This window comes from Lactobacillus sp. W8172 (assembly GCF_016102055.1).
GTDB lineage: Bacteria > Bacillota > Bacilli > Lactobacillales > Lactobacillaceae > Lactobacillus > Lactobacillus apis_A.
Genome location: NZ_JACFPG010000004.1, coordinates 22365 through 47844 on the forward strand (window position 1 = coordinate 22365; position 25480 = coordinate 47844).

At 36.3% G+C, this 25480-nt stretch carries 23 protein-coding genes, 1 pseudogene and 1 riboswitch; of the genes and pseudogenes, 9 read left to right on the plus strand and 15 right to left on the minus strand.

What is annotated here, in order from left to right; genetic code table 11:
• Positions 1-96 precede the first annotated feature (96 nt).
• The gene (locus H3R21_RS05835) at positions 97-1695 is read left to right on the plus strand and encodes an ABC transporter ATP-binding protein (RefSeq protein ID WP_198183724.1); all 1599 of its coding nucleotides are present in this window, start codon (positions 97-99) and stop codon (positions 1693-1695) included.
• Positions 1685-3265: an ABC transporter ATP-binding protein gene (locus H3R21_RS05840; RefSeq protein WP_198183726.1), complete on the plus strand. Its 1581-nt coding sequence runs from the start codon at positions 1685-1687 to the stop codon at positions 3263-3265. The genes H3R21_RS05835 and H3R21_RS05840 overlap by 11 nt, the downstream gene beginning before the upstream one ends.
• Before the next feature lie 42 nt (positions 3266-3307).
• Here the strand turns inward: H3R21_RS05840 and H3R21_RS05845 are convergent, their stop codons facing one another.
• Complete coding sequence (locus H3R21_RS05845; RefSeq protein ID WP_198183729.1) at positions 3308-3961, minus strand: energy-coupling factor transporter transmembrane protein EcfT; 654 nt, start codon at positions 3959-3961, stop codon at positions 3308-3310.
• Between the two features lie 8 nt (positions 3962-3969).
• On the minus strand, positions 3970-5325 hold the full coding sequence (locus H3R21_RS05850) for an ATP-binding cassette domain-containing protein (RefSeq protein WP_198183731.1): 1356 nt from the start codon (positions 5323-5325) through the stop codon (positions 3970-3972).
• Between the two features lie 47 nt (positions 5326-5372).
• A riboswitch (TPP riboswitch) is annotated at positions 5373-5464 on the minus strand.
• Between the two features lie 165 nt (positions 5465-5629).
• On the opposite strand from H3R21_RS05850, the gene H3R21_RS05855 reads away from it, so the two are divergent.
• A complete protein-coding gene (locus H3R21_RS05855) occupies positions 5630-6568 on the plus strand; it encodes an AraC family transcriptional regulator (protein ID WP_198183733.1) in 939 nt (312 codons plus the stop codon).
• A gap of 52 nt (positions 6569-6620) precedes the next feature.
• On the opposite strand, the gene htpX is transcribed toward H3R21_RS05855, so the two are convergent.
• From htpX to H3R21_RS05870, 3 genes are all read right to left on the minus strand, one after another.
• The gene (htpX, locus tag H3R21_RS05860) at positions 6621-7514 is read right to left on the minus strand and encodes a zinc metalloprotease HtpX (protein WP_198183734.1); all 894 of its coding nucleotides are present in this window, start codon (positions 7512-7514) and stop codon (positions 6621-6623) included.
• 11 nt (positions 7515-7525) lie between these two features.
• Positions 7526-8095 (minus strand): LemA family protein, encoded by a 570-nt coding sequence (locus H3R21_RS05865; RefSeq protein WP_198183736.1) that lies wholly within the window; start codon positions 8093-8095, stop codon positions 7526-7528.
• A 112-nt stretch (positions 8096-8207) separates the two neighbouring features.
• Positions 8208-9308, minus strand: a complete 1101-nt coding sequence (locus H3R21_RS05870; protein WP_198183738.1) for an SLC13 family permease — start codon at positions 9306-9308, stop codon at positions 8208-8210.
• Between the two features lie 191 nt (positions 9309-9499).
• Between H3R21_RS05870 and H3R21_RS05875 the strand changes: the two genes are divergently transcribed.
• Complete coding sequence (locus H3R21_RS05875) at positions 9500-9862, plus strand: iron-sulfur cluster biosynthesis family protein (RefSeq protein ID WP_198183741.1); 363 nt, start codon at positions 9500-9502, stop codon at positions 9860-9862.
• A gap of 608 nt (positions 9863-10470) precedes the next feature.
• Here H3R21_RS05875 and H3R21_RS05880 read toward each other — a convergent pair.
• From H3R21_RS05880 to H3R21_RS07485, 5 genes are all read right to left on the minus strand, one after another.
• Positions 10471-10881: a hypothetical protein gene (locus H3R21_RS05880; RefSeq protein WP_198183743.1), complete on the minus strand. Its 411-nt coding sequence runs from the start codon at positions 10879-10881 to the stop codon at positions 10471-10473.
• 417 nt (positions 10882-11298) lie between these two features.
• Positions 11299-11709 (minus strand): hypothetical protein, encoded by a 411-nt coding sequence (locus tag H3R21_RS05885; RefSeq protein WP_198183745.1) that lies wholly within the window; start codon positions 11707-11709, stop codon positions 11299-11301.
• A gap of 16 nt (positions 11710-11725) precedes the next feature.
• Entirely contained in the window at positions 11726-12007 is a 282-nt protein-coding gene (locus H3R21_RS05890; RefSeq protein WP_198183747.1) for a hypothetical protein, read from the minus strand.
• Between the two features lie 157 nt (positions 12008-12164).
• Positions 12165-12575 (minus strand): hypothetical protein, encoded by a 411-nt coding sequence (locus H3R21_RS05895; protein ID WP_198183749.1) that lies wholly within the window; start codon positions 12573-12575, stop codon positions 12165-12167.
• Between the two features lie 16 nt (positions 12576-12591).
• The gene (locus H3R21_RS07485) at positions 12592-13407 is read right to left on the minus strand and encodes a hypothetical protein (RefSeq protein WP_232352345.1); all 816 of its coding nucleotides are present in this window, start codon (positions 13405-13407) and stop codon (positions 12592-12594) included.
• Between the two features lie 860 nt (positions 13408-14267).
• Here H3R21_RS07485 and H3R21_RS05905 point away from each other — a divergent pair.
• The 3 genes from H3R21_RS05905 to H3R21_RS05915 all read left to right on the plus strand — a co-directional run bounded on the left by H3R21_RS05905 (position 14268) and on the right by H3R21_RS05915 (position 17427).
• Complete coding sequence (locus H3R21_RS05905; protein ID WP_090094091.1) at positions 14268-14408, plus strand: hypothetical protein; 141 nt, start codon at positions 14268-14270, stop codon at positions 14406-14408.
• A gap of 110 nt (positions 14409-14518) precedes the next feature.
• Entirely contained in the window at positions 14519-15445 is a 927-nt protein-coding gene (locus H3R21_RS05910) for an HNH endonuclease signature motif containing protein (RefSeq protein ID WP_198183752.1), read from the plus strand.
• Positions 15446-15486: 41 nt separating this feature from the next.
• Positions 15487-17427 (plus strand): BspA family leucine-rich repeat surface protein, encoded by a 1941-nt coding sequence (locus H3R21_RS05915; RefSeq protein ID WP_198183754.1) that lies wholly within the window; start codon positions 15487-15489, stop codon positions 17425-17427.
• A gap of 69 nt (positions 17428-17496) precedes the next feature.
• Here the strand turns inward: H3R21_RS05915 and H3R21_RS05920 are convergent, their stop codons facing one another.
• A complete protein-coding gene (locus tag H3R21_RS05920; protein WP_198183756.1) occupies positions 17497-19020 on the minus strand; it encodes an SLAP domain-containing protein in 1524 nt (507 codons plus the stop codon).
• A 180-nt stretch (positions 19021-19200) separates the two neighbouring features.
• On the opposite strand from H3R21_RS05920, the gene H3R21_RS05925 reads away from it, so the two are divergent.
• Positions 19201-21036, plus strand: a complete 1836-nt coding sequence (locus H3R21_RS05925) for a BspA family leucine-rich repeat surface protein (protein ID WP_198183758.1) — start codon at positions 19201-19203, stop codon at positions 21034-21036.
• A 64-nt stretch (positions 21037-21100) separates the two neighbouring features.
• Here H3R21_RS05925 and H3R21_RS05930 read toward each other — a convergent pair whose 3' ends face one another.
• Together H3R21_RS05930 and H3R21_RS05935 are read right to left on the minus strand one after the other, a co-directional pair.
• Positions 21101-21361, minus strand: a complete 261-nt coding sequence (locus H3R21_RS05930) for a hypothetical protein (protein ID WP_198183760.1) — start codon at positions 21359-21361, stop codon at positions 21101-21103.
• Entirely contained in the window at positions 21348-22619 is a 1272-nt protein-coding gene (locus H3R21_RS05935) for an SLAP domain-containing protein (RefSeq protein WP_198183762.1), read from the minus strand. The genes H3R21_RS05930 and H3R21_RS05935 overlap by 14 nt, the downstream gene beginning before the upstream one ends.
• 708 nt (positions 22620-23327) lie before the next feature.
• Between H3R21_RS05935 and H3R21_RS05940 the strand changes: the two genes are divergently transcribed.
• Positions 23328-24650, plus strand: a complete 1323-nt coding sequence (locus H3R21_RS05940) for a replication-associated recombination protein A (RefSeq protein WP_198183764.1) — start codon at positions 23328-23330, stop codon at positions 24648-24650.
• Positions 24651-24736: 86 nt separating this feature from the next.
• Here H3R21_RS05940 and H3R21_RS05945 read toward each other — a convergent pair whose 3' ends face one another.
• The gene (locus tag H3R21_RS05945; protein ID WP_198183766.1) at positions 24737-25138 is read right to left on the minus strand and encodes a hypothetical protein; all 402 of its coding nucleotides are present in this window, start codon (positions 25136-25138) and stop codon (positions 24737-24739) included.
• A gap of 109 nt (positions 25139-25247) precedes the next feature.
• Positions 25248-25460 (minus strand): annotated as a pseudogene (locus H3R21_RS07490) (NUDIX domain-containing protein); the annotation flags it as partial.
• Positions 25461-25480 lie beyond the last annotated feature (20 nt).

Genomic DNA, 25480 nt, shown 5'->3' on the forward strand with positions numbered 1-25480 from the left:
AAAAATAAGTAGCCAAGAACTATTTACAAACAGCAGATTCTTCTATAGTATTATTTTTATTTAATAAATATTTAATTTTATTAGGAAGGCAACACGATGACGTTATCAGGACTGATTAAAGTCAATAATAAGCGCGCTCTTTGTGTGATTTTGCTGTACTTCGTATACGCTGTTACTGGAACGCTTGATCTATATATTTATCAATACGCCATCAACAACTTGGGAAGTGGTAACCTAGGCGGCTTTATTTACTGGCAGGTAATTGAACTAATTCCTACTATTTCTGGCTTTTTTATTTTGCCAATCGCTACTTATTTATTTAATAAACAAATTCAAGAATATGTAGATGAAATAAGAACCAAAATGGTTAAGCACTTTTATGTAACCAACAATTTGACTACCGCGGAGATGCAAAACCAGTTACAAAGTAACCTTGATTTACTAACCAGTAAATATGCACTACCTTGGATTGAGATTTTGAGTAATCTATTCATTATTTTAATGTCGGTGGGAGCACTCTTTGACCTTAACTGGATTTTTGCCATAGTGACGGCTTTCTTCATTGTTCTTGACTTATATTTGCCTAAGGTTATGGCAAAGCGAACTGCTAAAGCAAATATGCAAGTCTCCCAACAAAACGGAAAACTTTTGACCGTAATCGGCGATTGGATTGCTGGTTTAAATGAATTGCGACGGTATAATTCGTGGTCAATGCTAAACAGGGAGCTGAGCAAATATTCAGACAAATTAGAGAAGTCTAAGGTGAAACGGACCGAAGTAGAAATGTACTCTAGTGCAATAAATGGTGTTGGCAATACAGTTGGTCAAATCTCAATTGCTTTTCTGGCGGGTGTTTTGTTTTTTGCTGGGTATATCAAAATTGGTGCAGTGCTGTCGTCTACAGCCTTTGCATACAATGTTTTTTCTGCAGTTATGGCCATCACGGCTGCTACAGTCAAAATTAGATCCACGCAGAGCGTCAATCATCAGACTAAGCAATTGACCGAAAAAGTGCAGAGCAAACCCGTTTCAAACAGTTCGATTAATAAAATTGAAATCCACGATTTGGCGCTGAAATATGGGTCAAAAAAGGAGCTTCAATATCCTGACTTTGTTATCAACAAGGGTGAAAAAGTTTTGCTAACGGGTGATAGCGGCACCGGTAAGTCCAGCTTGTTTAAAGCAATTTTAGGTGAAATTAAACCGTATCACGGTGAAATTATTTTTAAAACGGAAGAAGGCAAGCAATTTTCACCTGCTCCAAATGAAATTGGCTATTTAGCACAAGATCCTAAAGTATTTCCTGGTACGATTGCTGACAATATTACGATGTTCAAAAAACAACTTTTAGATCAGGTACCAGACGTTCTTAACAAAGTTCAATTAACGACAGATGTGGCCCGTTTTCCGTTAGGAATCAATACTGAAGTTGACTTAGATCAAGGCAACCTTTCTGGTGGTCAACGGCAAAAAATTATTTTGGCAAGGGAAGAAATCTTTAAAAATGACATTGTTCTGTTAGATGAGGCTACGAGTGCAATTGATAGTGCTGCTACAGAAAAAATCATGCACGAGCTGACTACTTCTGACAAAACGATTGTAGTAATTGCTCATAATTTGAACGATAAAGTTAAGGCAATGTTTGATAAAGAAATTAAATTAGTAAGCAACAAAGAGAAAAAAGATGAACTTTAAAACATTTTATCGGACGAATCGCTTACGGGTGTGGGTAATTGCCTTTTCAAGTCTAATGCAGCCCTTTGTCTTAATTGCTGCTGCTTACCTTAATATGTTGGAAATTAACACTTTACGAGACCATAACAAAAAGGCTTGGCTAATAATCGTGCTTGCCTCATTACTGGGCTACCTGCTCTCCAACTTTTTTGATATGGTGTCCAACTATCTACTAGCTATTCATATTAGGGAATTTAATCAGCAATTAAGGGGCAAGATTCTTAGACATCTTTATGATGAAAAAAGAACGTATCAAGTCGCTGAAGTTGAGAATCAACTGACAAATGATTTGAACATGGTAAATGATCAGTACTTTAACTTGCTACCAACTATCTGTAATTTTCTTGGCTATATTATTTTTTCCGTAATTGCATTGTTGACGATTAATTGGACGCTGTTAGTGATAACCCTACTAACAGTCTTATGCTCAATATTTTTGCCTAAACTAATTGATAAGCCAATTCAAAAGGCAATGGAGAATGTGTCGCTTAAAAATAGTCAATATTTAGATTTGATTGAAAAATGGCTCAGTGGAATTACCGAATTGCAACGTTATGCAGCGGGCGAACACTTAATGAAGGTGATGCATGTAGGTGCAAAAAAGTTGGAGGAGGCAAAACTAAACCAAACTGCGAAACAGCAAGTCTTATCAATTATTACTGGGAGTATTTCACAAATAATGATTTTTGCCTTATTTGTATGGACAGGGGTGCTAATTAAAGGCCATATGGCTCCTTTCGGTGCAATTGCTGTTATCGGTAATTTTAGTACTTATATGTCTATTGGGATTGAATATTTGCCATTTTATTTAGGCTTAATTAAGGGCACTAGTTCATTAAGAGACAAGATTACCGCGGAAACTTTACCTGTACGAGAGCATAGTGAAACTGAAGTTCATGAAAGTCCCTACGCCTTCAGGACAAAGGACTTGGCAGTGAAATTTCAAAATGGTGAAACCCTAAAATTTCCAGATATTGAGGTCAAGTATGGTGAGAAGATTTTACTTACTGGTGATAGTGGAGCGGGTAAATCAACTTTATTTAAATTGATTCTAAACTTTCTTGCGCCTAGCTCAGGACAACTTGAGTTTATGAATCAAGCAGGTGAAATTATTGAGCCTGATCTTACTAAGATCGGTTATATTGCACAGGATCCTATTTTGTTCCCAAGTACTGTTAAAAGTAATATTACAATGTTTAACGATCAGCTGGATGGTCTGGCTGAAATAGTAGGTCAAAATATGGGTCTCACTGATACATCATCTTTTGCACAAGGTCTTAATACTGAAATTAATCTGCAAAAGCTGAATATTTCCGGTGGGCAAAGACAAAAAATCATTTTGGCACGTGCACAGGTCCATGATAGTAATATTTTATTAATTGACGAGGGAACCAGCGCGATTGATCAAACAGCAACACTGGAGATCTTGCAACAACTATTGCAGAAGCCTAATACCGTTGTTTTCATTGCACATAACTTCAATGAACGCATGAATAGCATGTTTGATCGAGAAATTCATTTGAGTAAATAAAAATAGTTCCAAAAAGTATTAACTTGATGGAACTATTTTTTGTTACTTTAAGGTAAGCAGTGCAAGGTTGACTAATATTAAGATGACACCACTCCATAGCCAATCACTGGTTTTAAGTGGCACGGCAACAATCACCGAGCGTTTCGCACCTTCGACGTAGCCATGAGATTCCATTCCTTGCGCCAGATTTTCAGCTGAATTCAGCGCTACCAAGATGGCTTTGAAGTATAAAACAGGTGACCAAAAACTGAGGTAAACTCCGCGCATCATTCCAGCAATGCGAATTTGCTTAACTGCTCGCTTCATTTGGGGGATGATATTTAATGCGGCCAAGACGCCATAAGCAAACTTACTTGGTAAATGAAAATTCTGTTCAAGAGAACGGGCTAATTCTTCTGCAGTTGTTTTGATCGATACGCAACAGATTGTTAGTGTGTAGACATAAATACGGCTAGACAGACTGAGTGCATTTTCGAGGTTAGGCTGCGGGGCAAACCAGTAAAGAGTTGCAAAAATGGTGAATGCTGCAATTAATGGCGTAAGCAGGGTAAACAATAGACTTTTAAATTTGATTTTTTGCGTAAGTAAATAGACAACAGCAAAAATAATTACCAATAAGTTGGTTGTTAAACTAGTTTTAAGCGATAACTCAATTGAAATGATCAGTGCTAAAAGAAATTTGAAACTAGGATTCATCTTTTACCTCACTTATTACTGTACGTTAAATAATGATTACTAAAAACTAAATGGTAGTCACACCAGTCGGCAAGATTAGTCAATTCATGACTGATAATAAGCAACGTTTGGTGCCGCTGTTTCTGACTCTCATGCAACAAATGCATGACTTTTTGTGCCGATTCATGATCTAAGCCACTCAATGGCTCATCAATCAGTAACACTTTTTGGCTAGAAATTAACATTAATAAAATCTGCAACTTCTTTTGTTGACCGCCTGAAAGAGAATAGACAACTTGATCTTTGGTTTGACTTAAGTCGAGATAATCCAGCATCTCGGCTATTTTTCCTGCTGTAAAGTAGCTGTCTTTTGCTTGCTTCAGACTGAGCTTGATTTCGTCTTCAACCGAAACGGCAATAAATTGGTCGGTTGCGGTTTGAAAAATTTGCCCAACTTCCAGTAAGTATTTTCTTGTCGTCTGGTTACGGATTTCACGCTTGTCGTAGGTAATACTTCCTCTGTACGGGAGCATTTTAGTCAGAACATTAAATAATGAAGTCTTGCCAACACCGTTGGCACCGGTAATTAGTGTTGTTTTGCCAGCAATAATGTTTAGATGGTCTTGCTTTAACAGAATACGATTTTGCTCAACTTGAGCATTAGTTAAAACAAAACATGGTGTTTCACTTTCGGGAAGCGCAAAAGTATAAGGGTGATTCTGTTGACTATCATGCAATAGTTCATTTTTATTTGCTTCATCTAGCAGCGTGACATTATCACGTTTAAATTGAAACAAGTAGTCACAAATGTTTTCATAGCCGGACAAAACATGGTCAGTTAAAATAATCGTTTTTCCTTTATCCCTTAAATGCGCCAATTTAGTAATTAAAAATTGACGCGCTTCAGGATCGCAGCTGGCAAACGGCTCATCAAATAAAAACAAATCAACATCCATTGCGACTAAGACAGCTAGTGCAACTCGCTGTTGTTCACCACCCGATAGTGTCGTGATTTTCTGATCCAGTAACTGTTCAATTTGCGTAAACTTGGTTGCATCATTGAGCCGCTCTAGATATTGATCACGACTTAGGTGTAGATTTTCGAGAGCAAAAATTATTTCTTCTCGTGGTGTTGCCATAGTAAACTGCTCACCGGCATTTTGAAACATCATCGCGGAACGTAATCCATCTAGTTCAACTGTTCCGCTAACTTTACCAGCATATTTAGGATAAAGGCCGGCTAAAATTTTTAATAAAGTGGACTTACCACAGCCAGTAGGCCCAATGAGTAGCGAAAATTTGCCGGTTGGAATTTCGAGTGTAATGTTATTAAGTATTTTCTGTTGCTCGTCATATGAAAATGAGAGCTGGTTTGTTCTAATCAATTTTTCTTACCAAGATAAATAAAAAGCCATTGAACAATGATGTTCAACGGCGCAAAATAATTAGTTTCCCTTCGCTGGCATTGTCCAAAGCAGGTTCAATGGGTATGTTCTCAGCCTAACGGCACCCCTTTAGTATATTCATGCTCATTATACAAAAAGAACCTAGTACTTGTCTAGATTGCATCAAGAAGTGAAAAAAGCATACGGGTTTTTGTTAAAAATGATAGCTCAAGTCCAACTTAGGGCTAAAAATTACGATATAATAAAATTATGAAAAAAAGGTACTAATAGGCGGGTGATAACTATGGCAACTGTAAAACAGGAACAGTATTTAACAAGTGTAGTTGATGCAACTACTTCTGATTCCAATGAAATAAGATTGAGTCCAGGCAGTAATGACTTTGACTTATTTACAATTAACCTCGAAAATCATAACGGCGGTGTCCATCGTTATCAAACAACAGGACTAACGATTCTTTATGAAGCTATTGGGACTACAAAAACCAAAATTAATGGTCAGGCGTTCACGATCTCTGCTGGTAATATTATTCTTTTGCAAAAAAAGAGTGAATATGAAGTGGAAAAGCAGGGCAAAAAAGATTTGCTAGTTAAAATAGAACTTAGTCAAAGGTTGTCCGAACAATTTACTTTAAAAAAGAAACAGTACTTTAGTGAGCAAGAAAAAGCTGTAATTGATCACATCAGTAAGCTAATGACAACAAACAGACTATTAAATCTAAACTGTTCAGCAATGTCGCACTCTGTACAAATAATGAAAAAGATTATTGATGAATATCTTAATCAGGATCTTTTTGTTGAAAACATGGTGCTTGCCGAGCTTAGTATCTTATTTGTAGCAGCACTTAGAAACAAGGACTTTGAAAAGGCGCCGACTGCAGCACCTAAATTTGCACAAACAGCCTTGGAACAATACATTGATGAGAACTTTGCCGATGTTACTTTGAATGAAGCAGCCAAACATTTTGGGTTGAATCCGAATTATTTTTCGACCTTGGTTAAGCAGAAGACTGGTAAAAGTTTTGTCGAACACGTCGACGAGAGACGAATGCAAGAGGCGCGCAGCTTACTTGCCCGTCCTGATATTTCAGTCAAGGAAGTTATTACTAGAGTAGGCTATAATGGAAAATCATTCTTTTATAAAAAGTTTGGTGAGTACTATCATGAAACGCCTGTTCAAATGCGGGCTGAACTGTTTAGACAGGCCAATATTAATTTGAAATAAAATGAACAAAAAATGCACCACTATTAAGGGATGCATTTTTTAATAACTAAAATTACATTTTTTCTAACCGCTCAATTCGGTCTTTTGTAGGTGGATGACTATCAAATAAATGCGTAGCACCCCTTTTATGAAGTGGGTTTTCGATGTACATTCCCGCGCTACTTGGATCTGCTTGTTTCATTGGATCAGAACCGTCAATTTTTTTCAAAGCAGATATTAATCCCTGCGGATTACGTGTCAATTCGACTGAGGAAGCATCTGCTAAGTATTCGCGATTACGCGATAATGCCATTTGCGCAAGACTAGCACAAAGTGGTCCCAAAATAAGAACAAAGACAATCGCAACAATTTTAAAAACCATTACAATAGCGTTGTTACTATCATTGTCACTATCACGATCATCATCAATCCACCAGATATAGCGGCTGGCAATACCAGATAAATATGAAATAACGCCTACTAAAACAGCTGCAATGGTTGAAACTAAAATATCATAGTTTCTAATGTGAGAAATTTCGTGTCCTAAAACGCCCTCGAGTTCTTCACGATTCATCATGTCGAGGAGTCCCTGTGTAACTGCCACTGCTGAATGCTCAGGGTCCCGCCCTGTTGCAAAGGCGTTTGGACTAGCATCATTAATAATGAAAACGCGCGGCATCGGGACTTTACCAACAAGAGCCATGTCTTGAACAACATGCCATAACTCGGGATTGTCATCTTCATGAACTTCTTGGGCATGATTTAAGCTCATTACCAAATTAGCTGGATTAGGCAAAACTATTAGCAGGTAGATTGCACAAGCAACAAGGGCAATAATTAGCCCTAAGATTGGATTGTCCGCAAAAAGATAGCCGAATCCAACGCCAGCAAGAGCTAAAATGAGCGTAAACACCACCATGATGCCAGCTGTTTTTCGTTTATTACGAGCAATTTGTTGAAATAACATGAGATTAGTATCTAAAATTTAACCTTAGGAACTTCTTTTTCAGCTTCGGCTGTCTGCAAGTAATCAACTTTTTTGAAGCCGTGGATTCCAGCAACAATATTTGAAGGGAAGGTTAATAGTTTTTGATCGTAAAGAGCAGCAGATGAGTTGTAAAGCTGTCTTGAATAAGCGATTTTGTTTTCAGTGTTAGTTAATTCTTCTTGCAATTTAGCAAAGTTTTGGTTTGCTTTTAAGTCAGGATAGTTTTCTGATAAAGCAAAAATAGTTTTTAAGCTATCTGAAAGTTGATTCGATACCTTTAAAGTTTCAGCGTGATCATCATTAGGAATGTTAGTTAATTGATTACGCAGTTGAACTACCTTTTCAAGCGTCTCACTTTCATGCTTAGCATAACCTTTGGTGGTTTCAACTAAGTTAGGAATTAAGTCGTTACGACGCTTTAGCTGAACATCAATTTGACTCCAAGCTTCGTCAGTATATACTTTGGCTTTTTGCAAGCCATTGTAGATAGCGATATAAATTGCCAATATTAATACGACAATAATTACGGCTATCCAAATTGTTAAGGTAAGATTAGACATTGTTTTTCCTCCTAGAATAATATTAGTTAATTATAACTGATAACTGGGCACTTGAATATAAAAAAAGGCTTTACACAGCGTTTACTGGTAAAACCTAATAAATAATTAACTTTTAAACTATAAGCAGTATCCAACCAATTAAAGTCAAAATAAGCAAACCGGCGAACTGCATCACAATCCATTTTTTGAAAAATTCACCGCGTGAAACTGAGGCATTTTGTGTAAAGGTTTTGAGTACTAGCATGTTAGCCATTGAGCCAATTGGTGAGCCAAAGCCACCGATATTAGAGCCTAGAAACAGCGCCTTGGCGTGAGTGGTAAACTTGCCGACTAAGATAGTTGCAGGTACGTTACTGATGACTTGGCTTGAGAGGATGGAAGTAAAGTAGGTAGAAGTTTCAGAATTCACCGTTGCGTGAATCAAACTAACGACGATTGGAATCTGTTGGATATCACTAATGAAAATAAAAAAGCAGGTAAAAGTTAGTAATAGCGCGTAATCCACTTTTAGTAAAATTTTGGGATTAATTAGTAGAGCCAAGATAATCGCAACAATCATTGGAATTACTACATTGATAACTTTAAAGACACCCAAAAAGAACAGAGCGAAAACTGCGGTAGTGATAACAGTTGGTCGTACACTAATATCAATTTGTTTAATATCTTGAACTGGAATCTTGGTGCGCGGAATAAAGTGAAAGATAATGAATGCAATCACCAAAGCAGAAAGTAGTAATGGCAATGACCAAGAGAAAAACTCAATGGCATTAACAGAGTACTTGCTGACAAGAAAAATGTTGTGTGGATTACCCCATGGCGTAAACGCGGCGCCGATATTTGCGCCCATGCCAATTAACGTAACCGGCAAAATTTGTGGCAAATCGCATCTTTTGGCAATATTTAAATATAGTGGAATCAAGGTAAGAGCAGTTATGTCATTGCCTAAGAACATTCCAGAGATGATTGCTAATAAGGTGAACAAGATATTCAGTTTCTGCATGTTATCAGCAATACTAGTCAATTTATAGGCTAAAACATCAAGAACATGCAAGTAAGCATAGATTTGAATGATAGTTAGCATTGCAGCTACAGAAAAAATTGTATGTAAATTAATGTCTTCGAGACGCGGTCTAGCGAAAAAAAGGCTTATCAGTGTCACCACTGCAGTAATTTGCAAAATGCGGTCACTAAAAACTTTTTTTAAGACGGTCATAAAATGTCCCCTTTCACACATTACAATCATCCAAAGTCAATAAGTCTATTTTGAGCTTTTTTTTCTGTGTTCGCAATATATATTTTTGGCTAGCAAAAAGGCTGCAAGATTAATAAACATAATTTTTGACTTCACAACTTACTATACCCTATACTTAGGGAAACAGACAAAGATTAGGGGGTAATTTTATTATGAGTAATTCAGAAACTGTTAAAGTAAATATCAAACCTGAAGCTGCAGATAAGATTAAGGGCCAAGTTAAAGATGGCCAAGTAGTTTTGTTATCATTGAATGATGGTTCTAATAAGTATTCTGACGTTGGTGGTACATGCACCGTTGGTTCAAGTTTTCAATTTGTGATTTTGGATCAAAAAGACCCTGACTTTTCAATTGAAGTTGAGAACAATGCAGGCCTTGACTTATATACTAGTCCTGCTGAAATGCAATATCTAGGTAACGACTTAGTTGTTGATGAAAAGAATGCGGCAATGAGTCTCGCTGACGATGGCGGCGTGATTGACGGTGCTGTCACAGTTAATGAATATAATAAGTAAAAATAATGGCAACTAATACGCTAAAACTTTTTAATTAAACGCAAAGCAGTCTATGATGTGAAACCTAAAATTAGGACGCTTTATTAGCTGCTAACAGAGGACTAACTTCCGACATGTAATCGGAGTTAGTCCTTTTAGGTTGCTTTTGATTCTTTTCTGATTACATTTTCCAGTTCATTGAGATTTTTAAACTGCTTTTCAAACCCATAAAACATTTCTCGCTTGCTATAATCTCTTTAGACCTTCTAATCCGATAGTGCCGACTGAGTTCAGTCGCATCAACTTTATAATTAGCCAAAACTAATAGATTTCAGTTTTTCCTGGTTTAGCTAATTTAGCCATAGAAATAACCCTCCAAATTTGTCCTAAATTTGGAGGGCCACTTTAAACAATGGTTAATGTCCTTTTTTACTTAGTTAATATTCAAAATTTTGCTTATGCTAAAACATGATACAACAAAATAAACTACCTACTATGTAATTACATACTTGCATCTGTTAAATTAAAAAAATACATAATATACTTGTGACAACAGAATCAAGAGAAAAAGCATCAAGCTAACATAGTAGCCTAACACCTTTACTTATTTCTGTATTGAAAATTTAAAACTAGTTCTCCAATATCTTGTCTTTAAAATAAACTAAAAGTAGCATTACAGCCACTGTAACTATAGCTTCTATCGTCCGTGGAATTTCATCATCTAAGATAGCGATTAATAAAATATGATCAATGACTTGGTTATAAACCAGCGCACTACAACAAATCGTCATAAAAAATTTGACGTTAAGCTTAGTGAATATTTCAATCGCATGTAAGATACACACGGCAACCATTAATACTCCCCCAGCAATGTAAGCAATCGGATAGACGCGGTCTGCTGGCTCCTGTATAGCAACTGGTCCCAATGCACCAACTTCACTAAAAAACCATGCTAAGCCGTTCCAGATACCCCAAAGTTCTAAAACGACAGATAGAATTTTAACTACTCTCAAAGTTTTCTTATTTTTCAAATTTCTCATATTTTCCCTCCAGTTGTTAATAAGTGGATATTTTATGTATTCTTGTTGGTTTAAATGAACCCACGAAATTATCAATTAATCCATGCGGCGTAACAATATGCTGTCCACCATTCTTGTGTTTTTTAAGCGCAGACTTTGTTGCCCCCCACCAATAAGCAAGATAAACATATTTTGAGCAATATGAAGGACTCTTGTGATATAGATTTGAAGTTATCATATAACTTGGATTGTCTTTAAGGTACATGTGACGATATGCATAAGTAGCAGCCTTCTTTGCATATTTTGGATGGTTTTTAGCATGTAATTACATACTTGCACCTGTTAAATTAAAAAAATTCATAATATACTTGTGACCACAGAATCAAGCTAACATAGTAGCCTAACACCTTTACTTATTTCTGTATTGAAAATTTAAAACTAGTTCTCCAATATCTTGTCTTTAAAATAAACTAAAAGTAGCATTGCAGCTACTGTACCTAGAGCTATTATCATCCGTGGAATTTCACCATCTAAGATAGCGATTAATAAAATATGATCAATGATTTGGTTATAAACCAGCGCACTACAACAAATCGTCATAAAAAATTTGACGTTAAGCTTAGTGAATATTTCAATCGCATGTAAAATACACACGGTAACCAATAATACTCCACCAGCAATGTAAGCAATCGGATAGACGCGGTCTGCTGGCTCCTGTATAGCAACTGGTCCCAATGCACCAACTTCACTAAAAAACCATCCTAAGCCGTTCCAGATACCCCAAAGTTCTAAAACGACAGATAGAATTTTAACTACTCTCAAAGTTTTCTTATTTTTCAAATTTCTCATATTTTCCCTTCAGTTGTTAATAAGTGGATATTTTATGTATTCTTGTTGGTTTAAATGAACCCACGAAATTATCAGTTAATCCATGTGGTGTAACAATATGTTGTCCACCATTCTTGTATTTTTTAAGCGCAGACTTTGTTGCCCCCCACCAATAAGCAAGATAAACATATTTTGAGCAATATGAAGGACTCTTGTGATATAGATTTGAAGTTATCATATAACTTGGATTGTCTTTAAGGTACATGTGACGATATGCATAAGTAGCAGCCTTCTTTGCATATTTTGGATGGTTTTTCATACGATAAACTTCCTAGCATGTAATTACATACTTGCAAGACTCTCATCTGTTAAATTGAAAAATATATAATATGCTTGTGACCACAGAATCAAGAGAAAAAGCATCAAGCTACATAGTAGCCTAACACTTTACTTATCTCTGTACTGAAAATTTAAAATTAGTTCTCCAATATCTTGTCTTTAAAATAAACTAAAAGTAGCATTACAGCTACTGTAACTAGAGCATTTATCGTTCTTGGAATTTCATCATCTAAGATAGCGATTAATAAAATATGATCAATGACTTGGTTATAAACCAGCGCACTACAACAAATCGTCATAAAAAATTTGACGTTAAGCTTAGTGAATATTTCAATCGCATGTAATATACACACGGTAACCAATAATACTCCACCAGCAATGTAAGCAATCGGATAGACGCGGTCTGCTGGTTCCTGTATAGCAACTGGTCCCAATGCACCAACTTCACTATAAAACCACCAAAAGCCGTTCCAGATACCCCAAAGTTCTAAAATGACAGATAGAATTTTAACTACTCTCAAAGTTTTCTTATTTTTCAAATTTCTCATATTTTCCCTTCAGTTGTTAATAAGTGGATATTTTATGTATTCTTGTTGGTTTAAATGAACCGACGAACGTATCAGTTAATCCATGCGGCGTAACAATATACTGTCCACCATTCTTGTATTTTTTAAGCGCAGACTTTGTTGCCCCCCACCAATAAGCAAGATAAACATATTTTGAACAATATGAAGGACTCTTGTGGTATAGATTTGTAGTTATCATATAACTTGGATTGTCTTTAAGGTACATGTGACGATATGCATAAATAGCAGCCTTATTCGCATATTTGGGGTGTTTTTTTATACGATAAACTTCAACATACCTAGGGCCTCCAGTATGTCTCTTAAAAAATGTTGCTTTTTTTGTATGAGTAGCATGTTTGGAAATTTTTTTCCCAGGCATTTCCATTATATATTTTGAAGAACTCGCAATAGCAGCGTGTCCAATCGCCGTTGCCTTATCCATAGAATTAGAACCCCACACTACTAATATATCACCTGCTTGCATATTATATGAGGAACTACCTGTTGCACGAAGTAAAGCTGAACTAGTAATTCCACTATCTTCAGGAGAAACTTCATAATTATCTTGAGCAATAAAGGATTGGAATGTTAAAGTTGAATCTTCTTTAACAGCGTTTAAATAAGCAGGGAAGACAGAACTTTTACATAAACTCACAAAATCCTTATAGGACATATTTTCGTCAGTAATAATACCCTTACTTTTACCTGTATTGTAAGCCTTTTTAAATTCATCAGAGCTTCTAGCAGAACTTGCCTTTACATCTACTGCATTAGCAACTTCGGAGTTATATATAATTATTACATCACTATGCATATGATATACAACTTCTAAAAACAATACAAGTGTTATTTTAAGAGAACTTGCTTATTGTTGGTAGTTTCTTTACATATAAAAAACGCATTAACTATGTAATTGTAATTGCTTTGTGACAAAATTCTTGTTTTACAGTTGCTTTTAACACTGTCACCAGATTTTTGATAAGAGGAAAATTCGTGGTATAGAACCTGCTTATCACCCTTGTACGGCACATTCTCAAATCATCTACAGTCAATTTTTACTTAATTTGGTGTTGTTACTGCATTTTTATTAATATATCCAACGGTTGGATTACTCTTAGGACTAATTCAATAGTACTTTTTACCGTTACGAGTAAAAGTCTTGTGGAAATATGTATTGCTAAGCTTTTTATCAGTAATGTTTGTTGAATCAGAGAAATCGTTAGATTCTGTTGCGGTTGTTGGGAATGGCCTTTCTCTTTAATTGGCTGCTCAGTTTGTTCTTGTAGTTGCTGAGCTTGACTTGTTAATGATTCTTTGGCAGATTTACAATAACTGAAATTGCAGAGACAGTTGCAGCTGGCATAGATAAGGCAATAAAAGCGGATAATGTCAGAATCTTTTTCTAAAATTTTGATTTGTTCACTGGGTTCTCCTTACTTTAATGTGAACCCTAAAATTAGGATACTGTATTAGCTAGTAACTTTCGATGTTCAAACGGAGTTTTTAGTTTGATTCTGATTCTTTTCTGATGTAATACTCTATGTAGATTGTCTTTTTGTTTTTGTGAAAAAATAAATGGTAATAAGTTGCTTTTAAAGAAGCATCCTTGCCTGCTTGAGCCTTACGTGGTAAACTAAATGAGATTTTCGAAAATCTGAAAGGAAGTATAGTACTATGCGTAAAGGTGAAAATTACAACACTGGTTGTGAACCAAACCAAAGACCTAAGAACAAGAAAAACGGTAAGAAGCGTGTTGCTCACGTAGCAGCAGTTGTTGCTTTCTTGAACAAGGCCAAAGCAGACGAAAACAAATAGTCTGAAATAAAAACGATAGAGGCGGATCAATTGTGATCCGCTTTTTTTCTTACCATAATTTGGGGTAAAATTGACTTAAGAAGCAATTAGCCAAAAGGAGCAGTGGTAAAGTGAAATTTCAATGCAGTGCATGCGGATTGCGCATCAATTCAAGACACTTTAAACAAGCGGGGTTAATGAATCCACAATTGACCAGCATTTGTGATATCTGTATTCAAAGTGGAAAAGAACCAGCGGACTTTGCCAATATGGCGGTTGCTATCTTTGCCCAAGGACTGCTCTATACTTTTGTTGGCAAAAATGAAACAACGAAAGATGATGAAGAGGCCGCTTTTTTGGTCACCAAAAAAGATCAGCGAAAAAGTTATGAGGCCTTTATCCAAGATTACGATGGAAATGAGTTAGCGCAACAGCAGCTTAAACGAACTGACTTTAATCAAGCAATAATTGACAGTGAAACAGGAAAGAGCGATTTTCTTCCCAAGCTTGAATTAACCTTTGCCGAAAACCTTGAAAAAATGGGCTTGAGTGTTGATTTTAAACTTAATGAAGTCGACTATATTGATCGTGAGCGTATTCGGGCCAAGTACCATTACCGCTGTCAATACTGTGGCCGAAGGGGACGCAGTGTTGATCATAAGGACCCCGTTTCACTTTCACACAATAATGATCTCGATAATTTAATTCTTTCTTGTCAGGAATGTAATCGAATTAAGTCAAATATGCCTTATGAATTGTTTGTTAAGCTGAACAGCCAGATTCCCCAAGTCAACCAGAAGCTGGTAAAGTATGAAAATGCATTGGCAACACTTAAAGGAGAGTTTGAACAAAAAAGACGTGAATTAGCGGCAAAAATGCATCTTAAGGGTGTGATCAATGATCCAGAACTAAATCAGATGCGTAAGCAAAATAAAAAGTTGCAGGATGCAATTGATAGCCTGGATAGTGACTATAACGAGTTGCGTTCTTTACGTGAACAGCACTTTATGACAGGCTGGAAATTAGCCCAGGAAAAGGAAAAAGACGATATCATTTGATTTTAAAGGACTAAAATAAGTTGTAAGAGGAGGAATAAAATATGAAATTTCAAAAAGTAAGACGAACTAATCTACCAAAAATAGGCATTGGTGTAGCTTTGGCACTCTTAGGAATGACGAGTGGAAGCGGTCTTACCTCGCATGTTTTTGCGGCCGCTACTGCACCTGCTGCAAATGATAAAACCGATAGCACACAACTGGCTAACACAAATACTGCTAATACTCAGCTGGGTTTTTGGACAGGTACAGATGGAGATTGCACGTGGAAATATGATGTTCTTACTAATACATTGACTATTAGTGGTGCTAAAGGTGCACAGCTTTCCAGCACACCTTTTACTAAAGAGCTCAGTTTGGCGGGAAATATTAAACACATCTCTTTTGAAAATCCGGTACAGCTGGCACCTGATTCAAAAGAAAAATTTGCTCAATTAAGTTCACTACAAGATATCAAAGGCCTAGACAAAGTTGATACTAGTAAAGTAACTAATATGTCAAAGCTCTTTTTAAGCGATTCGAACTTAACGGATCTTGATGTCAGCCACTTTGACACTAGCCAGGTAACTGATATGAGCCAAATGTTTTTTGGTCTAGGAGCGCCCGAACTAGATGTCAGTCACTTTGATACCAAAAATGTAGTAAACATGAACAGCATGTTTGAATCCGCAAAGGCCAACCAGTTGGATTTGAAGAATTTCAATACATCCAAAGTAACCGATATGGGAAATATGTTTAACAATACTGTTGTTAATCAATTGGACTTAGACCACTTTGATACCAGTAACGTAACTAACATGGCCAAAATGTTTGCGGATGCCAAGGTTACACAACTTAATCTTAAAAATTTCAACACACAGAAAGTGACAGATATGAGTGGGATGTTTGCAAATGACAGCCTAACTGATTTAGACTTGAGTAATTTTGATACTCACAATGTTACTAAAATGAACGGCATGTTTGAGAAGCTTAAAAAAGTAACTAGTCTTGATTTAAGCCATTTCGATACCAAAAATGTAACAACAATGGCGTATATGTTTGCTGACGCATCTGATTTAGTAAAGGTAAATACCACTGGCTGGGATACACGTAACTTAACAGACACTCAGTATATGTTTAAAAATATGAATAGCCTAACAGATTTCGACTTGGGCAATTTGAATACCAGTAAGGTTGAGGATATGACAGGCATGTTTTCCGGCTTTAACCATCTTGATCAACTGGACTTAAGTAAATTGGACACCCGCAATGTCATTTATATGGTTGGTATGTTTGAAAAAGTCGCAAATGTTAAGAAAATTGATGTTAGTCACTTTGATGTTCGCAAAGTTACGCGCACTTTCAATATGTTCAGAAACTGTACAGCTTTAGCTGAAATAAACTTGAAGGGATGGAACCCCAAGAGTTTGACGGATATGGGCAACATGTTTAGAAACGATAAAAATTTAGTTAATGTCGATTTGGGCAAGCTGAACACTAAAAATCTTTACAGTACGATTGACCTATTCAGAAATGATACCAAATTGGAAACTGTAGACTTACATGGTTGGAAAACGAGTAAAGTTGTTGAAACTGCTAGAATGTTTATGGATTGTCCTAATCTAACATACGTTAACTTACGTGGATGGAAAATGTCCAAGCTAGATGATTCAACGCAAATGTTCTATCATGATAAAAAGCTGACTGGCGTGGATCTTAGTCATTTTAATATTCATAATAGTCAAATTTTGCTAAAAGCTGGTAATCCTAATGGCTTTGCAGTCAAGTTAGGACACTACAAGTTGCGCAAGAGTTCGGGAGTGGGTAAAGGCTTTAAGCATATTCAAGCTGTTGGCAAAGGAACAATTAGAAACCCTAAGGGCAAAGAGTATACTGCAAAGCAGCTACAAAAACTTTATAGTCATTCTGCCAAGAAGAGCCCTAAAGAAACCTACGTCATGTATAATGGCAAAAAGCCGCAACTGCCAAAATCATTTCATTTTTAATTTTTAGCAAAATAAAAGGATTAGCTCAGCTTTGAACTAATCCTTTTTAGTTTGTCTTTCTAGCAAACTTTAACTAAAATCTTCGAAGTATAAAGTTTTTATCTGTGTTTTAGTGGTTTCTAATAGCCAAAGTGCTTCGTCTACCTGTGCCAATGTTGTTTTAGTTGACCTTAAAACAACAGCTGCGTTGACTAAAGCATAGTCATAACAAAGTGCAAGCCCAGCATGGCGGCTACTGCCAGTAATATTTTGCTGCTCAGAATCAAAGGCTTTCTGTAGCTGTGCTTTATCGTTGTCAGTTGCTATTTTTTGTTTCTGTTCAGCTTCTAATGGAGTATTTAAAGGCGAAAGTTTTATACCGTCATAAAAGTTCACATCGCTAGCTTTAACGAAACTGTTAACGGAAATTATTTTTTCAGTCGTAGATAAAGTACTCTCATTGGTCTTTTCATCATCTGTAGGACTGCTTAATTGCGTTCCGTCATTATTGTTGAGATCTTTTCTGTTAAAGCTGCGGCTTAGAAGATGGTAATACAATTCAGCTTTGTTTTCAGCCTTATTCCAAATATAGAATAAGCTATCAACATTGAAAACAGACAGCTCTGCAGTATTAAAACTAACCCCAATAGGATTGCCTGTGACATCATACATCTTAACATTTGTATAAGTTTTTGATTTGACGAAACTACAGACTTGAGCAAGGTAATCGGAAGTAGGTAAGTAGTTTCTCAAACTGATATAATTTTCATATATGTATTCGTTAGGATGATCATGCAGGCGGAAAATATAGCCTTCAAAATCTTCGGCCCAAGGCCTAACAGCTAAATCAACTTTTATTTTCTGGCCCTTTTTTAAAATACGTTTTGTTTTCTGATTTTTGATAGTTTGAGTTGCTGTCGTTTCTAAGACTGTGGCTGTTGTGACACCATTATAAATCAGGGGATAACCATCAAGACTTGTCACATTATTGGCTTTGATATAACGGTTTTGTCCGATTGCATAATAATTTTTGCCCTTAATTTTAGTGAGTGGAAGATAGAAATAATGCTCATTGTCATCTGATTTATAATACTTACTATAATAGTATTTTGGCTTTGATTTGGCCTCTTTAACTGTGCCTTGATACGTAACAATGGCTCGTTTAGGTAAAGTATAACTGCTCTTATTACCGGCTTTAGTGTATACGGCTGATTTTTGATTTAAAACCAATTTGCCTTTTTTGCTGTTTTTACCGTTGACTTCTTTGATATCAGCCATACTAATGTAGCAATCACTACCAATATTATAGAATTTTTGACCATTAATTATTTTGGTGCCGTAGTATTGCATAACATCTGCATTAAATCTTGGAATATACTTATAGCCATTGACATCATCGTCAGCATAAGGCAGATATTTGTTCTTATTTTTAATTTTATGACCATATTTATTATAGAGATGGGCATCGTAGATTAACGTGATTTTCCCCTTTGCGGCCACTTTACTGCTTTTAGCAGCGGCAACTATTTGCGTTTGGCTAAAATTAGTTAGAAATGGAGTGGTAACTAAAATCAAAGCAGTCATAGCCAATTCAATCTTTTTTGTTAGTTTCATGATTTATCTCCTTACTAATCCTTTCTATTAAATTTATTATAACTTAATATAGAGGTAGAATAATACCTGTCTTACAGTAAAAGAATAACAGTCTGGCAAAGTTTAACTTAAGTTTTAAATTATTAATTAGTTTTAAATAAAATACCCTTATAATTAGAGTAAGAGAAAAGAGGCGTCAAGATGAAATTACCCAATTTAGTCAAAAAGACAGGGATAGGCATTGCAGCAATGGCATTAGGTTTAGTCGTAACGGTGCAAACCAATTTAACTGTAGCTGCTGCAACAGAAGCTCCTACTGTTGTCCCAATTAGTGCGACAGACTTGCCATCTGATGCCGGTCTTTGGACTGGCACTGATGGTGGCTGCACATGGAAATATGACATTATTAGCAGAACCCTGCGGATTAGTGGTCCGCAAAAGAGCAGTCAATTATCAAGCACACCGTTTTTAAAGCAGTTTAACTGGTCTGGCAATATTGAGCATATTGTATTTGAAACGCCGGTTAAAATGGCTCCGAATTCGGCAGAAAAGTTTGCCGGTCTTGAGCATTTGGAGGATATTACGGGCCTCGATAAAGTTGATACTAGTCAGGTGACAAATATGTCTTTGCTTTTTGTCAATGACAAAGCCCTAACTAAAGCTGATGTTAGTCACTTTGATACCAGTCAAGTGACTAGCATGGAACGAATGTTTGACAGCACAGCATTAACAGAAGTAGATTTGAGCAGTTTTAATACAAGTAAAGTCACAAATATGAGTGGTATGTTTAGAAACAGCCTGATAAAACATCTTAATCTGAAAAGTTTTGATACCAGCCAAGTGACCGATATGGGAGAGATGTTTGCGGATAGCGAGGTGGTAGAACTTGATCTAGCTAATTTTGATACCAGTAATGTCACTAACATGGCTGGTATGTTTGCTGAAGTAAAAGTTCCTGAACTAAATCTTAAGCACTTTAACACTAGTAAAGTTAAAAATATGTCTAGAATGTTTTTCAGTACCGAAAATCTGTCAAGTCTTGATCTGAGTAGTTTTGATATCAGTCAAGTGACTGATATGGAGAGAATGTTTTCGGGTAGTGCCATCAATCATCTGGATTTAGCTAATTGGAACACCAAAAACGTCACTAGCATGAAAAGTATGTTTCAAGGGTGTTCTGACTTAACTAAACTTGACTTAAGTGGTTTTAATACTGGTAATGTTACAGATATGTCGGGAATGTTTGCAAAATTCGCTCATTTAGATCAGCTAAATTTCAGTCACTTTGATACTAGTAAAGTTAAAGATATGGAAAAAATGTTCGCTCACAATCCGACTGTTACTAGTTTGGATTTAAGTAGTTTTGATACCAGTAGCGTTACTAATATGATCTCGCTGTTTTCTGGAGACAGCTCTTTGACCAAACTCAATTTAACGGGTTGGAACACCAAGAACGTACGCTGGATGAATTCAATGTTCAGTGGCGACAGCAGTCTAAAAGACATTGAATTGAGACACTTTAATACTACCAACGTTACTGATATGCTTAGAATGTTTAAGGGCGCAAAAAGTCTTGAGCAGCTTGACCTGCATACTTGGGATACACGCCAAGTTACCAGAGTTAGCCAAATGTTTATGGACTGTGATAATCTTGTTTTTGTTGATCTGCGTGGCTGGCGGTTACCAAAAATGTATGATTCAACGGAAATGTTTGCTAATGATCAAAAACTCGCTGGAGTTGATTTAAGTCATTTTAATATTCATAATAGTCAGATTTTGAAGAATGCTGGTAATCCAAAAGGCTTTGTTGTCAAGCTCGGGCATTATCGCTTACGTAAGAGTTCAGGAGTAGGTCAAGGATTTAAACATATTCAAGCTGTTGGCAAAGGTACAATTACTAAGCCTAAGGGCAAAAAGTATACTGCAAAGCAGCTACTTAAACTGTATAACCATTCGGCTAAAAAGAGCCCTAAAGAAACTTATGTCATGTATAATGGCAAAAAGCCCCAGCTGCCTAAAGGGTTCAAGCTTAAATAGATAAGACAAAAAAGGCTAGTTCGTTTTTTAATTACGAATTAGTCTTTTTGTTTATGTTAAAAAATTAATCACCCGGCGGAGTAGACATAGTTGTCAGCTGCTTTTTAGCTGTTTTAACATACCAGACAGCCTCATCTACCTGTGTGACAGTTGCCTTATCAGACCTTAACATAGCAGAAGCGTTTCTTAAGGCACAATCATAATTAGACATAAGATCATGATAAGCGCTATTTTGTGCTAGATCTTTTCCTTCATTAAAAAGTGTGAGCAGTTCCTGTTTGTCAGCTCCTGTCGCAATCTTTTGCCCATTTTCAGCCTGTGCCAATTGTATTCAGGGCTTTAATCTTTAACCCGCTGATGTATTTAACATCGCTAACCTTGATAAAGTTATTGCCATAGCTTAATTTTTGGTTATTTGTGCGGTGTACTGAATTTGGATCTTGTATTGGATCTGGTTGGCTGTCATCAACAACATTATCATCACTGTAATTTAAGCAATGATAAAATAACTCAGCCTTATTTTCCCCAGGTACCCAGAGGTACATTAAGCCATCAACTGTTAGGTTGCTATATGCTGGCTTCATGATGCGCTTGCCAATTGCTTTACCAGAAGTATCATAAAGTTCAACGCTGTTGTCTGTGACTGGCATGACGTAAGTATAAACTAAGTCGCGATAATCAATGACAGGTAAGTCTCTTTGAAGTTTAATTTCGGTAGCATCTACATATTCATCTGGATGACCATGCAGTCTGTAAAGATAGTTGTCAAAGCCGTCACTTAGGTAAGGAATAACAGCTAAATCAAGCTTAATCTTCTGTCCTTTTTTTAATTTACGTTTTGCTTCGGAATAGTTGACCGTTATGCTGTTGGTGTTTTTAAGGACAGTAGCCGTTGAAGTACCGTTATAACGAACAAGGTGCCCATTGATATAGCCAACGTTGGCGGCATTGATGTAACGATTATGACCTAAGGAATAAAAATATTTTCCTTTTATTTTGTAGGTAGGTATGGATTGGGGTTGTAAGTATCTGGCGACATCCCTCAGGTAGTAAAAATATTTTGGTGTTTTGGTAGCAGCCTTAGCTTTACCCTGATATTTGACAACTGAATTAGTTCTTAGTTTTTTTCCAGTTGCTTTGCCAGCCTTGGTATAAACTAGTGCATCACGTTTAATTGTCAATGTACCTTGTGCGACATTGCGTCCCTTGACTTTTAAAACGTTTGCTTCATTAACGTAATAGTTATGTCCAAGGTCGTAAAATTTTTGACCGTTGATTTTTTTGGTACCGTAGTAGGGCTGGCTGCTTCTGTGATCGCCCAAATCATCGCTTTTCATGTCTGTAATCAAGTAACCTGTAGGACTGACAGCAAAATCACTAGGAACGCGATAGCTGTGATTGACATTCAATTTTATTTTATTGCCTGCTTGATTATAAACATAATCGTTTTTAAACAGCGTAATTTTTCCTTTGGATTTTCGAGCAGCTTCTACTGTTTGAAAATTGGTTATATGCGTCAATATTGGACTAGCAGCTAATAATAAGGCTGTTAGTCCAATACAAATTTTCTTAAAAAGTTTCATATTATGACCTCACAAAGATGAGCTTATAGTTTAATATTATTGTAACCCAAAAAGAAATTCAAATTTACTTTATCTAGGAAATTTAATGGATTTTGTCTAACATTCATCATTTTCTTATAACTAAGAAAGTTATATTTTACAATGTTTTTGGGTTGAGACGGCTTATAATTAAGTGAATGAAAAGGGAGGTCATGATAAGTGAATCATAGCCATTCAAAACAAATTTTAGGGTGTTGGTGTTAGTAGTAGTCTAGTTTTTTGTGGCCTGAACTTAATGGTAGATACTGTTAAACCAGTTTTCTCTGTGACTAATAAACCTGCTACTACCGATAAGGTGGATAATGGGATTCAATAATTACCAGGTATTCGGTCAGGCAAAGATGGTGATTGCAACTGGGAGTATGATATTGTTACCAGAACTCTGCCAAAAAGAGTCCTAAAGAAACCTACGTCATGTATAATGGCAAAAAACCAGTGATGCCTAAATCATTGAAGTTTAAATAAATTCTATTAGAGGACGTTTCAAGATAAAGGATCAATAGCTGATTCATAATGTAGAGTATTAATTAAAGCAATAATGGGATTAGTTCACTTAGCGTGTGAATTAATCCCGTTTTTTAATAAAACAATCTTTCGTAAATTTCTAGTTCTAAAATACTTGTATAATTGGAAGTAGTAGAAGGTTGAAACTAAATAGAGGGAAATATAATGAAGCAAGAATCATTGTTTGCAAATAATGGTGAAAATGAGCCATTGGCTAACCGCGTACGTCCCCAAAATCTAGATCAATTTGTAGGACAGGAACAGCTTTTGGGACCAGGAAAAATATTGCGGGAAATCATTGATAATAATCAAGTTTCTTCAATGATTTTTTGGGGTCCACCGGGAGTTGGGAAAACAACTTTAGCAGAAATTATTGCTAGGCAAAGTCAGGCCAGCTTTTTCAATTTTAGTGCGGTTGATAACAGTATTACCAAGATTCGTAAAATTATGAAGCAAGCTGAGCAAGAACACGAAATGGGACAAAAGACACTAGTCTTTGTTGATGAGATTCATCGCTTTAATAAAGCACAACAAGATGCATTTTTACCCTACGTTGAGCGTGGCAGTATTACTTTGATTGGAGCTACGACTGAAAATCCTTCGTTTGAAGTAAACTCGGCTTTGCTATCACGCTGTAAAGTGTTTGTTTTAAAGCCTCTAGAAGTTACTGACATTATTAAGTTATTGAAAAATGCGCTGGCCAATCCTAATGGTTTTGGCAAGCTGTCAGTTAAAATTAGCGACCAAGAAGTTAAAGCAATTGCTAAGTTTGCTAACGGTGACGCGAGAACAGCTTTGAACACACTGGAAATGGCGGTTTTAAACGGTCATAAAACTGGTAATACGGTCAGTGTAACCATGGATAGCTTGTCGCAGTTAATCACGCAAAAGTCAGTCTTGTATGATAAAGACGGTGAGGAGCACTACAACATTATTTCAGCGCTTCACAAGTCAATGCGTAACAGCGATGTAGACGCGGCAATTTATTGGCTGTCGCGGATGCTTGAAGGCGGAGAAGATCCACTATATATTGCTCGCAGATTGGTGCGCTTTGCCAGTGAAGATATCGGCTTGGCGGACACTAATGCATTAAATGTAGCTATCAATGTTTTTCAGGCTTGTCAGTTTTTAGGGATGCCTGAATGTGATGTGCATTTGACGGAAGCGGTGATTTATCTGGCGCTTGCGCCAAAGTCAAATGCGGTTTATAAAGCTAGATTAGCTGCTGAAGATGATGTCAAAAAGACGATTGATGAACCAGTGCCATTACAGATTCGTAATGCACCAACCAAGTTAATGAAGGACCTAGGTTATGGCAAAGATTACCAACTGGCTCATTATGCTAAAGATAAGTTAACGACAATGAAAACTATGCCGCCGAGTTTAGAAGGTCATGAATATTATTTGCCAACTTCGCAAGGTCATGAAGACCGCTTTAAAAAGAGGCTGGAGCAGATTAAAGAATGGCACAAAGAACACGATGATTAAGGCGAGGCTAAGAGGGTATATAAAAAGGTATTAGATCAGGAATCTAATACCTTTTTTGTTACAACTAATAACATTTATACTTTTAATTAGTGGATATTTATAGGTTCTTCAGTAGGTTTACCCGGAAGTTTCTTAATATTAATCAGCTTTTTCTTTAGCTTGGAATGATACAAGTAAGAGCCATTGTTTGATAAAAAGACGACGCCTGACTCTTTGCCATCTGTATCTTTCAAGGTGAAAGTGCTGTTACTTACACGTTTATAAGTACCTCTTTCAAATTTATGCCCGTCTACGTATATGGCATATTTGGGTTTCGTGCCACACGAAATTTCTACATGAGGATTTAAAGCATTTCCTGGCGTTGCAGTATTAGTAAAACCACCATAAATGGTAGGCGGTTTTCTAGTGGTATAGAGCAAAAAGCCTAATGTTACGATAAGTAAAAGTGCGAGAACGCAGGTGCTGATTTTGTAGCCGTTTTTCTTCATGAGTTTTCTCCTGTTGATGAGGTAAAATAAACTGGTTTAACCAGCTAATATAAAAGACGGGTTATGTTATCTATATATAATAATAGAAATAGATTTTTGTCAAACGTAATTAAGCAAGATATAGAGCCGTGATAATGTAATTGTTTCTAAATAAACTACCTTTGTATATATTATGTGAAGTTTGAACAATGTCACCGTTAGGGTAGTGTTGAATTTGATTGGTAGAAACACCAAGAAGAGTTTTGACTGTAACTTCTAGTCCGGCTTCTTCGCGAAATTCACGTTTGCAGGCATCTTCAGCCGATTCGCCAAACTCTAAAGCTTCACCTGGTAAACCCTAAC

Excerpts from the sequence above, each read along its gene's own strand:
- H3R21_RS05890 (WP_198183747.1), bottom strand. The coding sequence starts at position 12,007 with ATGAAAAACCATCCAAAATATGCAAAGAAGGCTGCTACTTATGCATAT.
- H3R21_RS05945 (WP_198183766.1), bottom strand. The coding sequence starts at position 25,138 with ATGAAGAAAAACGGCTACAAAATCAGCACCTGCGTTCTCGCACTTTTA.
- H3R21_RS05940 (WP_198183764.1), top strand. The coding sequence starts at position 23,328 with ATGAAGCAAGAATCATTGTTTGCAAATAATGGTGAAAATGAGCCATTG.
- H3R21_RS05840 (WP_198183726.1), top strand. The coding sequence starts at position 1,685 with ATGAACTTTAAAACATTTTATCGGACGAATCGCTTACGGGTGTGGGTA.
- H3R21_RS07485 (WP_232352345.1), bottom strand. The coding sequence starts at position 13,407 with ATGCATAGTGATGTAATAATTATATATAACTCCGAAGTTGCTAATGCA.
- H3R21_RS05895 (WP_198183749.1), bottom strand. The coding sequence starts at position 12,575 with ATGAGAAATTTGAAAAATAAGAAAACTTTGAGAGTAGTTAAAATTCTA.
- H3R21_RS05920 (WP_198183756.1), bottom strand. The coding sequence starts at position 19,020 with ATGAAACTAACAAAAAAGATTGAATTGGCTATGACTGCTTTGATTTTA.
- H3R21_RS05875 (WP_198183741.1), top strand. The coding sequence starts at position 9,500 with ATGAGTAATTCAGAAACTGTTAAAGTAAATATCAAACCTGAAGCTGCA.
- H3R21_RS05855 (WP_198183733.1), top strand. The coding sequence starts at position 5,630 with ATGGCAACTGTAAAACAGGAACAGTATTTAACAAGTGTAGTTGATGCA.
- H3R21_RS05915 (WP_198183754.1), top strand. The coding sequence starts at position 15,487 with ATGAAATTTCAAAAAGTAAGACGAACTAATCTACCAAAAATAGGCATT.
- H3R21_RS05905 (WP_090094091.1), top strand. The coding sequence starts at position 14,268 with ATGCGTAAAGGTGAAAATTACAACACTGGTTGTGAACCAAACCAAAGA.
- H3R21_RS05835 (WP_198183724.1), top strand. The coding sequence starts at position 97 with ATGACGTTATCAGGACTGATTAAAGTCAATAATAAGCGCGCTCTTTGT.
- H3R21_RS05870 (WP_198183738.1), bottom strand. The coding sequence starts at position 9,308 with ATGACCGTCTTAAAAAAAGTTTTTAGTGACCGCATTTTGCAAATTACT.
- H3R21_RS05845 (WP_198183729.1), bottom strand. The coding sequence starts at position 3,961 with ATGAATCCTAGTTTCAAATTTCTTTTAGCACTGATCATTTCAATTGAG.
- H3R21_RS05880 (WP_198183743.1), bottom strand. The coding sequence starts at position 10,881 with ATGAGAAATTTGAAAAATAAGAAAACTTTGAGAGTAGTTAAAATTCTA.
- H3R21_RS05925 (WP_198183758.1), top strand. The coding sequence starts at position 19,201 with ATGAAATTACCCAATTTAGTCAAAAAGACAGGGATAGGCATTGCAGCA.
- H3R21_RS05865 (WP_198183736.1), bottom strand. The coding sequence starts at position 8,095 with ATGTCTAATCTTACCTTAACAATTTGGATAGCCGTAATTATTGTCGTA.
- H3R21_RS05935 (WP_198183762.1), bottom strand. The coding sequence starts at position 22,619 with ATGAAACTTTTTAAGAAAATTTGTATTGGACTAACAGCCTTATTATTA.
- htpX (WP_198183734.1), bottom strand. The coding sequence starts at position 7,514 with ATGTTATTTCAACAAATTGCTCGTAATAAACGAAAAACAGCTGGCATC.
- H3R21_RS05885 (WP_198183745.1), bottom strand. The coding sequence starts at position 11,709 with ATGAGAAATTTGAAAAATAAGAAAACTTTGAGAGTAGTTAAAATTCTA.